This is a genomic window from Stieleria sp. JC731 (assembly GCF_020966635.1).
GTDB lineage: Bacteria > Planctomycetota > Planctomycetia > Pirellulales > Pirellulaceae > Stieleria.
The window spans coordinates 573,589-586,929 of the sequence record NZ_JAJKFQ010000029.1; the positions used below are offsets into that span (position 1 = coordinate 573,589).

The following is a 13,341-nucleotide window of genomic DNA, read 5'->3' on the forward strand; positions in this document are numbered from 1 at the left end:
CCATGGAACGCCATCGATCCCCCGCAGGTATCACCCTTGTCGAAGTCGTCGTGATTTTGCTGATCGCGATTGCCGTGTCGGTTCTCTTGATGCTGAAGGTTACCTCCAGCCGCGAATCGTCTCGGCGAATGGAATGCGAGGAAAACTTGCGTGTGATCTCCGCCGCACTTCAAAGCTATTCGCTGGTCAGTGGCTATCTTCCGATCGGCACACAAAACCCGACCGCACCAATCGAAAGCCTCCCCAACGGCTACCATCACAATTGGGCCGAGGCATTGCTGCCGATGCTGGATCAACAAGAAACGTTTGACCAAATTCATTTTGATTCAAGCGTCTACGCACCAATCAATGCACCCGTTGCGGAACTGTCGCTGCAAAACTTTCGCTGCAGCGCCTCGGCAAACAAACTGACAATCAACGCGACGACTTACACAGGCGTCGTCGGATCACAAGCCGCCCCGATCGATGAAAACACCGACGGTATGTTCTCACTGAATCGTTGGCGATCACTGCGTGATGCCGAGGATGGACAATCGTTCGTCTTATCGATCGCCGAAAAGTCTGTTGACTTCCCCGGTCCGACCAACTGGAACAGCGGCACACGCGCCAGCCTTCGAAACGCCGGCCACCCGATCAATCGATCATTCGTTGAGCGTCCCCCAGAAGTCACGGACGTCGGTGGCTTTTCGAGCAATCACATCGGGGGCGCCTACTTGGCGTTTGTCGATGGGTCGTTCCGATTCTTTTCGGAAGCGACAGACCAACAGCTCTTGCAGGATCTGGCATCGCGAAAGGACGCAGCCGCTGCCGCGGAAAGCTCCGACGCAAATCAAGAATGAATCGCTAGAATCGGCTGACCTCTTTAAAAGACGTAACCGGCTTTTCAAAGCAGACTCATCTCGGCGAAGCAACCTACTGCACAAAAGGCTGCGGACAAAAAGCTGCGGTTAGGTGTTCAATCGGCCGAATCTGATTTGGTCGCTTGCAACTGAACCACTTGAACGTCGCTGCCGTTCTTTGCCGGCATCCGATCCGGATCCTGATATTTCGACACATCGAAGTGCCGTGTGTAGGTTCCGAAATCGTTGAACGCGTACTTCTTCGCCCAACGATAAACGAAACTTCGCTCAGGAATTTCGTCGCCGGGCTGAAACTGACTTCGCCTTGGCGTCACGTGATCGAGTTCACGCATGACTTCATTGCGAATCGTGGTGTCTCGTGCCCCATGCTTTTCAGCAAGCTCGATCAACAAATCGGGACGCTCCATGATGACGCAGCCGCGGGTGTGCTGCGCAGTCAACTCACGAAAGTCTTTTAAGAATGCCGAGTTATTAAACGTTTCCGCTAGCGGCCGATCATCGTGAATCGACTCCGATGCCATCTGAATCACCGGGCACGGTTCGATGTCGCCTTTGGGACCGATGTGATGGGTAAATCCTGTTGCCGCGGGACACAGGGCATTCCCCGCATCGTCGTGATACGCGTCGATCACGATGATCGGTTTGGTCGCACGCGTGTCGACGACAAACTGACGAACCCGCTTTTGTTCTTCACTACTAAGGGCGAGTTGTGGATTGGGTTCCGGTCCGACCGGCCGATAGATATGGAACCAGCAATACATCACTCCCATCTCAATCAACCGATCAACCCATGCGTCGTTGACCAAGTCGTCGATATTGGTTTTGCACACACTGGTGCAGACACCGACAAGCAAGTTGTGCTTTAGAGCGGTTTCCAAACCTTTCATCGTTTGGTTGTAAACGCCACCACGACCTCGGCGTTCGTCGCTAATAATTTCGGTGCCTTCGACACTGATCAGCGGAGTAACGTTGCCATACTCCTTTAACCGGGCCGCGACATCGTCGGTAATGAAATGACCGTTGGTGAAAACTTGAAAATAAACGTCGCGGTTCTGTTCAAAGATTTGCAACAAGTCTTTGTGCATGAACGGTTCACCGCCCAAGATGCCAAAGAAACTGTTTCCCATCTCTTTCGCTTGGCGAATCGTTTCGTTAGCCGCATCCAACTCGATGCGATGCTGCTTGGCCGCGACATCAACCCAACAGCCTTGGCAGCGCAGGTTGCAGCTGTTGATCACCGACATGTAAAGAAACGGCGGAAAGAATTCGCCTCGCTTTAAACGACGCTTGTGCTTATGAACGCTCAGCAACCCTTTCACCCCGAGCGTCCAAATCGCCTTGGCTAACAACCGTTTGTCGGTCTCGAAGAGAAATCGTGACGCAAGGCGAAGGTACATTTCGTAACTGATCGGTGGAGGGTGGGGAAAGCCGGAAGCGTTTCCGACGAAGCTTAGCCGATATCATTATGGCCGGCATCGGAATCAATTGCAGTGCAAAACCGCAGTTGTGAAGTATCCGTTTCCGCAAAGTCCGCATGAACCCCTGCCAGGTGCTGAGCAGAGGTGGGAATCATCATGAGCGAATCGAAGGGCGTTTTGCCGGGTTGAATGCATCCAAAGGCCCGTGCACCTTCGTTCGGCGTTTCGGCGGACGCGGGACCGCGACCGAGCGAATCCGCCCCCATGATGGTGGCCATTTCTAGTACCCGCGACGGAGCAAGGTCTTGCCGATGGCTGAGCAAAAAACGCAATTCCTCCCAGATACTTAGATCTGGATTGCTCGCCCGCGAATCGGTCCCCAAGGCCACCCGGACTCCCATTTCCAGCAGCTTTCCGACCGGGTGTGCATCGTATCCGAAAAAATGATGCGTTCTTGGGCAATACACCACCGTCATGTGCCGCCGTTCGGCGATGAACTGCATTTCGCAATCCTGCAAGTCATTTCCGTGGACCACGAGCGCTAGCGGCGCTTCAGCAAGCATTTGCAGGTAGGCCAAGATTGGCTGATCAGCGTCACCCGCGGCCCCCTTTCCCAACGGGAATAACCCAGGCACCCAAAGCCCTGCACGCTGCAAGGAATCTGCAAATCGTCCGGTGCCATGGGTAAGCAATTCTCGCTCGTCAGGCGATTCGGCGAGGTGCATCGCTACAGGACAGCCTTTAGCCGCTGCCCAATCAACACATCGCTGCACCAACGCGATCGGTGTGGAATATGGCGCGTGCGGGCTGATAGCAGGTACAAGGTTGCTCTCGCCAATGCGGCATGCAGAATGGCCTCGCGCAGACGCTTCGGAGTGCAGCAATGCGGCTTGGAAACGTTCCGCACCGCGTTCTTGGGACAGGCCCAACACCTCGGCAAATGACACGATCGATGCATAGGCATGCTCGGGATAGCTGGATGGCGTCGTTGCGATATCAGCAATGAGCTCAACCCCAGCATTCTGGGATTCGGCAAGTCCACTTGCGATATTGGCTGCCCTGACCGATTCGTCAGCTTGTCCTCGAGCCCGGATAACTTCGCCAATCCAGTTTGCCAAAGCGATTCCCGGCTCACCGATTGGCCTTCGACAATCGGAAAACTCAAGATGCGTGTGAGCGTTGACCAACTTGGGAAGCACCGCCACGTCGCCGAGATCAACGCTCGCTTGTGGACCAACTGATGCCTGACGGCGATTGGATATATCGACAACGATTCCATCGACGACCGTAATGCAGGGGTTTTCAATCGGAGGACCGGTGATTGGAAACAGCCAACGAGCCTGATAGGTTTTTGAACTGGGATTCATTTTTTGTCGGGTGCCGAACGTCTCAAGCATATTCGAGCGTTATGACCTTTTCGATCGAGTCGGCAGAACGTTTGCCAGCGGACTTTTATTGCAGAAAGACAGCCGATGTCGCGCGAGCCTTGATCGGGAAAACCATCGTGCATCGTACCGCCGGCACGATTACCGGCGGAATCGTCGTCGAAACGGAAGCCTATCTGCATCGCAATGATCCGGCTAGCCACTCGGCCCGTGGACGCACCGCAAGCAACGAATCAATGTTCCTGCGGCCTGGCACGCTCTACGTGTACCCGATTCATGCCAAATACTGCTTGAACGCGGTCACCGAAGAAGCCGGAACGGGAGCAGCGGTTTTGATCCGTGCGATCGAACCGACGATCGGTATCGAAACGATGTGCGGTCGCCGCGGGCAATCCGACCTCCGCCGCCTGACGACAGGACCGGCGATGCTTTGCCAAGCCCTATCCATTGATCGGTCTGATGACGGACGATGCTTGGTCGGCGATTCAGACTTGGGAATTTTTCTAAACACAGCCGATGACCATCGTCGCCGAATCGTCGCGACGAAGCGTATTGGGATCAGCAAAGCCCAACATCGCAACCTTCGTTTTGTCGATATGAACTCACGCTTTCTTAGTCGACCAGTGCCGAAGCGTTAGTTCTCGCACATCGGACGGCTCGGTCTCCATCGTCGGTTCGATGTGCAACCCGACGGCCGCAAACAGGTCGTCCGTTGCGAAGGGACGCGCCGCGACGAAACACTCCGCTGCCTCGACACCGGCAATCGAACCGGCCATCACCGCCGCCGCGCGAACTCGTTCGACGATCTGCCGCTTGTGATCGAACTGGCTTCCATAACATCGCATCGCGGCAAGCTTGGCTTCAAGTGTTTTGCTGATATCGACCAACGTGTGATAGGGGTTGCCTGCGATATTCATCGGCTCTAGGGCAATGCGATAGTACAGCTGCCGATCGATCACATGCGGTGGCAAATAGTCGAACTGATCGTCCCATTTGGAAAGCCGACTATAAAAGACCGCGGCGTCAGTCAGCAGCATCGCCTGATGATGATCCGGTGACGCCATGGGTGTCTTTTCGCCGAATCCCAAAACCATGCATGGACGCGTCATACGAAACACCTTGGCCAGTTCCACGCGTGCTTCGAAACAATCAAACAACCGTCGATTCGGCAAATCCATTTGAATGCGATAACACACTCCCAACGCTTTTGCAGCTTGTGTCGACTCCAAGAAACGTGATGCGGGCCCGTCGGAGTACGGCGTCGGCTCACCATCAGTCAGATCAACGATCCCGACGCGGTATCCTTCCGCGGACAACTTTGCCAGCGTCCCACCGCAAGCGACCTCAACATCATCGGGGTGTGCTCCGACCGCGATGACGTCCAATCGTGGTGGCAGGTCAGCCTGTTGTGACATTTTCGATCACCTCGGTGAAGTCTCCAAAACCCAAAACAAGTGTGCCAGCGTTTCCGCTCAACACCGGTCCTACGAGCGTGACCGGTACCGTCATCGGCAATCGATCAACAAGATCAAAGCTGAACACAAATTCGCCCAATCGAACACCCGGTAATCCAACACCGGCTGCGGTCAATAGTTATCATACGGGTCTCTTTTTCCTTCCTCTCCATCTGCCCGCCACGGAGCCACCGTCATGAGATTGACCGGTCTTGCCTTTATATTCCTCGCCACCATCGCCGGACAATGTTCGGCCGAGATCCGAACCAGTGCGGTATTCGGTGACTCGATGGTCTTACAGCGAAACAAACCGATTCACGTTTGGGGCTGGGCGGATGCCGGTGCTTCGGTTGAGGTCAAACTTGCTGACGCAAACGCAACAGCGAAAGCGGATTCCGATGGTCGTTTCGATGTCGAACTTCCCAAAATGTCAGCAGGTGGGCCGTTCAAATTGGCGATCAACGCCGGCGACGACTCGGTCACCTTTGAAGACGTCTTGATCGGCGAAGTTTGGGTTTGCAGCGGACAATCCAATATGGGTTGGTCGGTCCAACAGTCCAACGACTCGGACCTAGAATCGCTATCGGCAAACTACCCCAACATCCGTTTGATCTCCGTTCCTCAGGTCGGCGTCCAAGAACCTCAAGACAGCTTTGATGGAAAATGGCAAGCCTGTACGCCCGAAAGCGTTCGACAGTTTTCCGGCGTCGGATACTTCTTCGGTCGCCAACTGCATCAAACGCTTGGCGTTCCCGTCGGACTGATTGATAACGCTTGGGGCGGCTCATCCGCAGAAGCCTGGGTCAAACGAGATCTGCTCGAAGCGGACGATACCTACGATGCTTTGATGGCTCGCTGGGAACAAACCGAAGCGACCTATAACCACGAAGCAGAGACAAAGAAGTACAAAGAAAAGCTTGCCGCATGGCAGAAAGACAAGAAAGGCAACCGCCCCAACCCGCCACGGAATCCGTTGACCGGACAACACCGTCCCGCCAACCTCTACAACGGTGTTCTTCACCCAATCATTGGCTATACGATTGAAGGCGTAGTCTGGTACCAAGGTGAGTCCAACGCCGGACGCGCTTATCAGTACCGCGAACTATTCCCGCTGATGATTCAACACTGGCGTGACGAATGGAAACAAGATGACTTCTCGTTCTACTGGGTTCAATTGGCCGACTATATGGCCGAAAAAGAACAACCCAGCAGCAGTGCTTGGGCTGAACTACGTGAAGCCCAAACGATGACGATGGACAAATTGGCCAACACCGGTGAAGCCGTCATCATCGAACTGGGCGAAGCCTCGGATATCCACCCCAAGAACAAACAAGATGTCGGAAAACGTCTAGCGCGATGGGCCCTAGCAAAGAACTACGGGTATGACATTCCTTACCGCAGTCCGACTTTCGAATCCATGACCATCGATGGCAAAAAGGCCACTTTGAAATTTGATCATGTCGGCGGTGGTCTCGATACCTTTGACGTTCGTGACGTGATTGGATTTACGATCGCAGGCGAGGATCAAAAGTTCGTCCATGCCAACGCAAAGATCGTAGGCAAGGACACTGTCGAGGTTTCCAGCGATCAAATCGAGCAGCCTGTATCGGTGCGATACGCTTGGGCAGACAACCCGATTTGCAACGTGCAAAGCCAAGAAGGCTTGCCCGTAACTCCTTTCCGCACCGACGACTGGAAAGGCGTCACTGCCGATTCCAAATAGCACGGATTGCGTTTTAGTTTCCGATCCCTAGCTAGACGCAGGGATGTCGATGGGCAAACCAAAGGCTTCGGACCTGGCGTGACGTGCTGTCACGCCACCGGGGCTTCGCCATCGGTACCGAATATCGATTGTGATCAGCCAAGGGTGACACAGCCAATACGACCGTTGCAGTAATCGCGGGCCTGGGGTGCATTGACCGCCTCAATTGGCCCGTGCCCGGCGAGAATTTAGCGAACAGCTAGAATTAAAGGACGGCAAACCCGTCCGTTTATCAATTCTTCGCAGGCAATTGAGCGTCATGGCAGCAAACTCAACGGGCAAATCGTCCTCCAATGGCAGAGCCACCAAGGGAACAAAAAAAAAGAAATCGACTCGGAAACGCCGCCTCGCATCGGATGGCGACATCGCCCCGAAATTGACGACTGACGGTGTCGAAACCCACGTCGTCGGCGAAGCGACGAAAGCGGCCCAAGAGAGCAAAATCTCTGCTGTCCGTGACATGATCGAAAAAACACCGCCTCACGATGTCCATACCTTGGCAAAGACGCTTGAGGTCATCATCGAGGGAGCTTCTCCCGAAGACGCAGCTGTGTTGCGAAGCGCGCTGCTGAAGCGATCCCCCGGCCCCGCCGGTCGAGGACGCGTCAGTGCGGACGATCAACTCTCCAGCGGTTGGCGCGACGGTGCTTATCCTTATCGCAACCTGATGTCGCGAAAGAATTATGAAAAGCAAAAATACCAGCTTCAGGTCGAACTGCTGAAGCTTCAAGCTTGGGTGAAGGATCGCGGCGAGAAAGTTGTCTTGTTGTTCGAAGGTCGCGATGCGGCTGGCAAAGGGGGAACAATCAAACGGTTCATGGAACACCTCAACCCTCGGGGTGCCCGGGTTGTCGCGCTTGAAAAGCCCAGTGAAATCGAGCGAGGGCAATGGTACTTCCAGAGGTATGTCGAACACCTTCCGACTGCTGGCGAAATCGTCATGTTTGACCGCAGTTGGTACAACCGAGCCGGTGTCGAAAGGGTCATGGGGTTCTGCAGCAACGACGAGTACGAGGAATTCATGCGGCAAGTCCCCGACTTTGAACGCAACCTCGTTCGCAGTGGTATTCGCTTAATCAAGTTCTGGTTCTCGGTCAGCCAAAAAGAACAGCGTCGGCGTTTCAAAGAACGCGAAGTCCATCCGCTGAAACAATGGAAACTTTCCCCCGTCGACATGGCGTCGCTTGATAAATGGGACGACTACACACGAGCGAAAGAGGCGATGTTCTTCTATTCGGACACCTATGACGCCCCTTGGACCGTCGTCAAATCCGATTGCAAAAAACGGGCTCGCCTGAATGCCATGCGTTTCGTTCTAGGATCGGTCCCCTATAAAAATCGTGACATGTCCAGCATCGGAATGGTTGATCCATTGCTAGTTGGTCGAGCTAACCTTGTGCAGTCATCACGCTCTGGCGATAACGCCTAGCCGATCAAGTTCGACCAGTTTCAATCCACGCAACCAGACGTTTCGTCATTCATCATGTCGATAGCCAACCCTTTCGATGCACCGATCGAAAGCGAACTGAAATTCGATTCAAAGCCCTCTTCGATTACGATTAAAAAGGTCGATGTTCTATCGGCCGGAAAAATCGGCGCGATCCTCTATGGAGTCACAGGCTTAATCACAGCCGCCTTTATGGTTATGTTCGCGCTCGTCGGAAGCATCGGAAACGGCGACATTGCCATTGGCTTGGTCGTCGCATTGGTCATGGGAGTCATCATTCCTGTCGGCACGGTCATTAGTGGCTTCATGGGCGGCGTCATCTTTGGTTTTCTCTATAACGTCTGCGCGTCCATCGTCGGTGGACTTCAGTTCGAGATCGACAGTTAGAGTCATCTGAATCGATTCGGCGTCAGGCCTGATTCAATCCTCTCCGCACACGTGCCAGCTGTGACATCACCTACCGTGCTTTCACCAAATGCGCGAGTGTCGCCAACCGCGATTGATCAAACGGACAGGACGGCTTGAGCGTCTGTATATAAGAAGCCTGTCGCCGGATACACCGATCCGTCGATCGGTTACCATGGGCTTGTTCTTCCTGTGACATGTCCCAACCACCGCAGTCTTGATGCCCAACCGACGTGAACTGCTTGCCTTGCTTGCCGGCGTCCCACTGGCCAATTTGGTCGGTTGCAATTGGGGATCGAGTCCGATCGAAGGCGAACTGCTTAGCCCATCATTCGAAACGATGCACCGGTTTCGTGACGGCTGGCGGCCGCCTGCACCGACGGGATCGCCTGAACGAATAAGCGTCACGATTATCGGCGGTGGAATCGCGGGACTTTCGGCGGCTTGGCAATTGCAACGTAGTGGAATTGACGACTTTGTGATCTTAGAACTCGATTCACAAATCGGTGGCACGGCTCGCTTTGGTGAACACGATGGCTTTCGGTATCCATGGGCTGCACACTACGTCCCCGTCCCTACCAAGGAAAACCGTCGGCTAATCGAGCTGTTCAAGGAAATGGGGATCGTCACCGGCGAGACTGAGGACGGCAATCCAATTGTTTCAGAAACGGTTCTGTGCCGTGATCCACAAGAACGCGTCTTTGTTGACGACCATTGGATCTATGGCCTTTACCCTGCTGCGGCACCTTCGGACGAAGACAAGCAACAACTCGAACGCTTTCGTCAACAGATGCGCGACTTCGCAAACCGACGAGATGATCAGGGTAGACGGTTGTTTGCGATTCCCATGGCATCAGGCTCCGACAATCCCTTTGTTCGCAAACTTGATGAAATCTCGATGGCCGAGTGGATGAATCGCCAATCGTTCACATCGCCCTCCCTGCGTTGGCTGGTCGACTATGGTTGCCGTGATGACTATGGCTTGCTCGCCGAACAAACCAGTGCTTGGGCCGGGATCTTTTACTTCGCATCCCGTTGGCAAAGTGGTGCCGATGAATCGCAAGAAGTCATGACATGGCCGGAAGGCAACGGCCGAATTGTTGAATTCCTTAGTCGTCAGTTCTCCGACCGTATTCGCCTAGGCAATGTTGTCACACGAGTTCACTCGGATCCTCGATCAGGATTGCACACACAAGTTTTTGATTCGGCAAAGTCAGAAACACTTGAGATCGTTTCCAACGACGTGATCTTTGCAGCCCCTCAATTTGTGGCCAAACGCTTGGTTGACGGTTTCGAACAAGCCGGACGCGACGTTTCCGGATTTCAGTACGGCAGCTGGATCGTCGCCAACGTGTCCTTGAATGGCCGCCCCGCGGAACAGAATACCGCGATGTGCTGGGACAACGTGATCGCCGAAAGCCCCGCGTTGGGATATGTCACATCAACTCACCAGCAAGGGATCGACCATGGTCCGACGGTATTGACTTGGTACCGGCCACTGACCGATCTCGATCCAAGGATCTCACGCGCCGAACTGATGCGGCTCACTTGGGATGACTGGTCACGGGTGATCGTTTCCGATCTGCAGAAGGCCCATCCGGGAATCCGAAAGCTAATCAAACGCATCGATGTGATGCGTTGGGGCCACGCGATGATTCAGCCTCGCACGGGATTTATCTGGGGCGGAGCACGCGAAAAGGCCTCGCAATCCATCAATCGAATCCACTTTGCCGCAAGTGACCTTAGTGGCGTTGCGTTGATGGAGGAGGCATTCGACCGAGGCACAAGGGCTGCCGACCGTGTCGTGGATCTTGCTGGGCAGATAGCTGCGAGCTAGCGTTATCGATTCAACGCCGGTTGTAATCGAAAGAATGACGCGGATAAACTGCCTCACGAAACGATTCTCATCAGCCTATCACGCCGAGTAAGTCGAAGAATGGATAGCAGACTAATCTTGATGAGGCACGCCAAAAGCGATCACGGAGACCCGACGATCTCCGACCATCAACGTCCGCTGAACCGGCGTGGCCGAGGCGACTCTCCGCGCATGGCCCAATGGCTTGCCGCAGAAAATCTAACGCCTGATATCGTGCTCAGTTCGACCAGCCAGCGTACTCGGGAAACCCTGGAATTGATGCTGCCGCTCTTTGAAACCGAACCCGAAATTCGGTTCTGCGACAGCCTGTATCTCAGCAGCCCCGAATCGATCCTGTGGACGATCAGTACGGAACATTGCGGCAAATCACGCGTCCTTGTTCTCGGTCACAATCCGGGTATGAGCATGGTTTCGTCAGTGCTATCGGGCAAAGTGATCGAAATGCCAACGGCCGCAATCGCGGTGCTTTCGCCGCAGCGGCCTCGATCACAAACGCCGCCGACGCAACACTGGCTGGACGAAATCAATCCGCGAACCGCCTGTGAATTGGCGAGTTACATGTATCCCAAAGGGCTGGATTGCCAAGGAGAGACCACGGACTGAATCCGTTGGTTGAATGGATGAGTGGACCATGGAATCTATTGCTGCTCTTGCTAATCGTGATCGGCCATGGTGGGTTGCACATCGCGATCTATAACCGAGTCAATGCGTTCGGCTGGCGAAGAAAAACCATCAAAACATGGGTCAAAGTGTTCTTCGTCAACACATTTGCGATCCCCACGCTGATTTTGGTGACCGAACACAAAACGCTCAATTCCATCATTCGAGGCAACAATGACTGGCGAGAATTGTCAGCATTGGCGCTCGCCTATTTTGGAATCTGCCTCGGCACATGGGTCTTCTTTGGTCTGCCGTGGCTGGCTTGGCGTCCGATCCTTGGCGTGGAATGGGCACCCGCTAAAAGGCGACGCAAAGTTGTCAACGTCGCTCAAGCGACAACCACTCCGCTGATGCTCACCCCCAAAGCTCAGTTCGAATCACAGCTACCGCTGAACCAGCTTCTCGAACTTTCGATCGAGGAAATCGAGCTACCAGTTCCGGGGCTACCTCCGAAGTTAGATGGCTATCGAATCGCGCACTTAAGCGATATCCATCTGACCGGCGAAATCCACGCCGACTACGCCAAATACGTCGTCAACCAGGCCACCCGAGCTCGGCCGGACATGTTTGCACTCACGGGCGATATCATCGATTCCCAGCCGTGCATCGACTGGCTGTTTGATATTTTCTCTCCCGCGCACGCCCCCGACGGCTGCTTTTTTATCCTCGGAAACCACGATACCCGCGTGGTGGATTCCTGGGAGACACGCCGAGCGATGGACCGAGCGGGATGGATCGACCTGGGTTCTCAGACAACGCAACGAAACCTTCGCGGAGTCCCTTCGCTTGTGATCGGGAACGAATACCCGTGGTTTGAACGGCCCAAGCTGCCCGATTGCGATGTGGAATTCCGACTCCTACTCAGCCACAGCCCAGACCAGATTTGGTGGGCACGACGCCAGGGCATTCATTTGATGCTCGCCGGGCACACGCACGGCGGGCAAGGGCGACTTCCTGTGGTTGGCCCAATTTTGAGCCCCAGTTTTCATGGCAGCCGGTTCGCGTCGGGCAGTTTCTACAAAGCCCCGACAACTTTGCAGGTCTCCCGAGGCCTTGGCGGCGTCCATTTGGTGCGGATCAATTGCCGTCCGGAGCTATCGATCCTGACCTTGCGCAGCAAATCTGCCTGAATCCTGCCCCAGGATCGGACCAACCTGGTTCGATGGATCTGCCCGCCAGAGTGGGCTGACAGCAGTTCACAGCGCCCGGAACATCCGCGCGGTCGAATTTCTTGAGCCGCGATCGACAGATTTCGCGGCGACCAGACTGAGATGTTTCACGGGCCGGTCCGCCGGTTTCTGAAAGAATCCGGCAGTCATTTCGCCCAGTGTTCGGAACTCTGAAAACGCAGAAAACGGGCGTTTTCCCGGCCCAAATCGACGTGGACACTTTGGTTCTTCATGGTCAAACCGCTCTGAGGCAGGAAAAAACTGCGATTCGGCTGAAGTCGGGGGCATCCGACCGGGGACAGACCCCGGGATCAGAATTCGGAGCTTGGCTGAGAGGGTTCTTTAGGGTGTTTCACGTGTGAAACGCCAAAAACACGGGTGAACAGGCCAAGATGCCTGAACATCTGCAAATTAAATCTGCGTGCCAAAAAGCCTTGTTTTCACGGGAAAAACGACATTTCGGAGGCCAAGTTAACTCGCCGTGAACAAATAATTCATACTTTTCCCTCAACGGCCGTTGACCGTTGGCCGATCCTCAGCAACAATCCCGCTCATCGTTCGAGAGACGTCGCCGACAACCAAACGCGACGCGAACACGAGCGAAACCGATCATTGACAATTTGGTGGTGAAACTTCTGTTGAGTTCAGATATTGAGATCGCTTTTGAGCGATCAGAGCTCGTCTCTGGTTGATCAAAACAATGGCGAATTGTGGGCCGGCTAACCGACCGGCCCGCCAGCGAAAGCTCTCGGTTTTAAACTTGATTTCTCCAGCTGAATCCTTCGGGTTTTAGTTGTGAATCGATACAAAATTGAAGGGTTTGATCCTGGCTCAGAATGAACGTTGGCGGCGTGGATTAGGCATGCAAGTCGTGCGAGAAGTGTTTTTTGCTTGCATTGAACACG

General features: G+C 54.4%; 11 protein-coding genes. 8 read left to right on the forward strand and 3 right to left on the reverse strand.

The window, feature by feature from the left end:
* The first annotated feature begins 2 nt into the window (after positions 1–2).
* The gene (locus LOC67_RS26865; RefSeq protein WP_230265939.1) at positions 3–839 is read left to right on the forward strand and encodes a DUF1559 domain-containing protein; all 837 of its coding nucleotides are present in this window, start codon (positions 3–5) and stop codon (positions 837–839) included.
* A gap of 116 nt (positions 840–955) precedes the next feature.
* Here LOC67_RS26865 and LOC67_RS26870 read toward each other — a convergent pair whose 3' ends face one another.
* Together LOC67_RS26870 and LOC67_RS26875 are read right to left on the reverse strand one after the other, a co-directional pair.
* Complete coding sequence (locus tag LOC67_RS26870; protein WP_230265940.1) at positions 956–2,257, reverse strand: radical SAM protein; 1,302 nt, start codon at positions 2,255–2,257, stop codon at positions 956–958.
* A gap of 53 nt (positions 2,258–2,310) precedes the next feature.
* Positions 2,311–3,645: an amidohydrolase family protein gene (locus tag LOC67_RS26875; protein WP_230265941.1), complete on the reverse strand. Its 1,335-nt coding sequence runs from the start codon at positions 3,643–3,645 to the stop codon at positions 2,311–2,313.
* A 41-nt stretch (positions 3,646–3,686) separates the two neighbouring features.
* Here LOC67_RS26875 and LOC67_RS26880 point away from each other — a divergent pair, with 41 nt between their 5' ends.
* Positions 3,687–4,301, forward strand: a complete 615-nt coding sequence (locus LOC67_RS26880) for a DNA-3-methyladenine glycosylase (protein ID WP_230265942.1) — start codon at positions 3,687–3,689, stop codon at positions 4,299–4,301.
* Here the strand turns inward: LOC67_RS26880 and LOC67_RS26885 are convergent.
* Positions 4,266–5,078 (reverse strand): PIG-L family deacetylase, encoded by an 813-nt coding sequence (locus tag LOC67_RS26885; protein ID WP_230265943.1) that lies wholly within the window; start codon positions 5,076–5,078, stop codon positions 4,266–4,268. The genes LOC67_RS26880 and LOC67_RS26885 overlap by 36 nt on opposite strands.
* A 235-nt stretch (positions 5,079–5,313) precedes the next feature.
* Between LOC67_RS26885 and LOC67_RS26890 the strand changes: the two genes are divergently transcribed.
* The 6 genes from LOC67_RS26890 (at position 5,314) to LOC67_RS26915 (ending at position 12,397) form a co-directional block, all read left to right on the forward strand.
* Positions 5,314–6,840, forward strand: a complete 1,527-nt coding sequence (locus LOC67_RS26890) for a sialate O-acetylesterase (RefSeq protein ID WP_230265944.1) — start codon at positions 5,314–5,316, stop codon at positions 6,838–6,840.
* A gap of 298 nt (positions 6,841–7,138) precedes the next feature.
* Positions 7,139–8,308, forward strand: a complete 1,170-nt coding sequence (ppk2, locus tag LOC67_RS26895) for a polyphosphate kinase 2 (RefSeq protein WP_230265945.1) — start codon at positions 7,139–7,141, stop codon at positions 8,306–8,308.
* A gap of 54 nt (positions 8,309–8,362) precedes the next feature.
* Complete coding sequence (locus LOC67_RS26900; RefSeq protein WP_230265946.1) at positions 8,363–8,713, forward strand: DUF3566 domain-containing protein; 351 nt, start codon at positions 8,363–8,365, stop codon at positions 8,711–8,713.
* A gap of 238 nt (positions 8,714–8,951) precedes the next feature.
* Complete coding sequence (locus tag LOC67_RS26905; protein WP_230265947.1) at positions 8,952–10,568, forward strand: flavin monoamine oxidase family protein; 1,617 nt, start codon at positions 8,952–8,954, stop codon at positions 10,566–10,568.
* Positions 10,569–10,667: 99 nt separating this feature from the next.
* Entirely contained in the window at positions 10,668–11,210 is a 543-nt protein-coding gene (locus LOC67_RS26910) for a SixA phosphatase family protein (protein WP_230265948.1), read from the forward strand.
* Positions 11,211–11,227: 17 nt separating this feature from the next.
* A complete protein-coding gene (locus tag LOC67_RS26915) occupies positions 11,228–12,397 on the forward strand; it encodes a metallophosphoesterase (protein WP_230265949.1) in 1,170 nt (389 codons plus the stop codon).
* The last annotated feature ends 944 nt before the right edge of the window (positions 12,398–13,341 follow it).

Excerpts from the sequence above, each read along its gene's own strand:
- LOC67_RS26865 (WP_230265939.1), top strand. The coding sequence starts at position 3 with ATGGAACGCCATCGATCCCCCGCAGGTATCACCCTTGTCGAAGTCGTC.
- LOC67_RS26870 (WP_230265940.1), bottom strand. The coding sequence starts at position 2,257 with ATGTACCTTCGCCTTGCGTCACGATTTCTCTTCGAGACCGACAAACGG.
- LOC67_RS26875 (WP_230265941.1), bottom strand. The coding sequence starts at position 3,645 with ATGAATCCCAGTTCAAAAACCTATCAGGCTCGTTGGCTGTTTCCAATC.
- LOC67_RS26880 (WP_230265942.1), top strand. The coding sequence starts at position 3,687 with ATGACCTTTTCGATCGAGTCGGCAGAACGTTTGCCAGCGGACTTTTAT.
- LOC67_RS26885 (WP_230265943.1), bottom strand. The coding sequence starts at position 5,078 with ATGTCACAACAGGCTGACCTGCCACCACGATTGGACGTCATCGCGGTC.
- LOC67_RS26890 (WP_230265944.1), top strand. The coding sequence starts at position 5,314 with ATGAGATTGACCGGTCTTGCCTTTATATTCCTCGCCACCATCGCCGGA.
- ppk2 (WP_230265945.1), top strand. The coding sequence starts at position 7,139 with ATGGCAGCAAACTCAACGGGCAAATCGTCCTCCAATGGCAGAGCCACC.
- LOC67_RS26900 (WP_230265946.1), top strand. The coding sequence starts at position 8,363 with ATGTCGATAGCCAACCCTTTCGATGCACCGATCGAAAGCGAACTGAAA.
- LOC67_RS26905 (WP_230265947.1), top strand. The coding sequence starts at position 8,952 with ATGCCCAACCGACGTGAACTGCTTGCCTTGCTTGCCGGCGTCCCACTG.
- LOC67_RS26910 (WP_230265948.1), top strand. The coding sequence starts at position 10,668 with ATGGATAGCAGACTAATCTTGATGAGGCACGCCAAAAGCGATCACGGA.
- LOC67_RS26915 (WP_230265949.1), top strand. The coding sequence starts at position 11,228 with ATGAGTGGACCATGGAATCTATTGCTGCTCTTGCTAATCGTGATCGGC.